This window comes from Pseudoalteromonas sp. S1609 (assembly GCF_005887255.1).
GTDB lineage: Bacteria > Pseudomonadota > Gammaproteobacteria > Enterobacterales > Alteromonadaceae > Pseudoalteromonas.
Window position 1 is genome coordinate 1 of sequence record NZ_PNDJ01000149.1, and the last position, 337, is coordinate 337.

A 337-nucleotide genomic window follows, 5' to 3' on the forward strand; every position below is an offset into this window, starting at 1 on the left:
GCGGGCCAAAAAAAGCCAGCTGAAAAGTTGCAGATGACAAGCTAGGGTCTACAAATTGTGGGATAAAAGCAATAAAAAACAAAGCTACCTTAGGGTTGAGTACTTCGGTCATCATCGCTTGAAACATCACGTTTTTGTTTTTACTAGTTGTAACATGAGGCTTATCGTCTTGCTCGCAAATGGGGGGCTTAAAGGTGCCTTTAAGCATCATAAACCCTAAATAACATAAATAGGCTGCACCTGCATATTGTACGCTGGCATAGGCTGTTTCAGAGGCTTTTAAAATAGCGCTTAAACCGACAACCGCAAAAAATGTATGTACTACGCCACCTAACGC

At 41.8% G+C, this 337-nt stretch carries 1 protein-coding gene; it reads right to left on the minus strand.

From position 1 onward, the window contains the following. A partial coding sequence (locus CWB76_RS19150; protein ID WP_138609707.1) for a LysE family translocator occupies positions 1 to 337 on the minus strand: 337 nt, incomplete at both ends.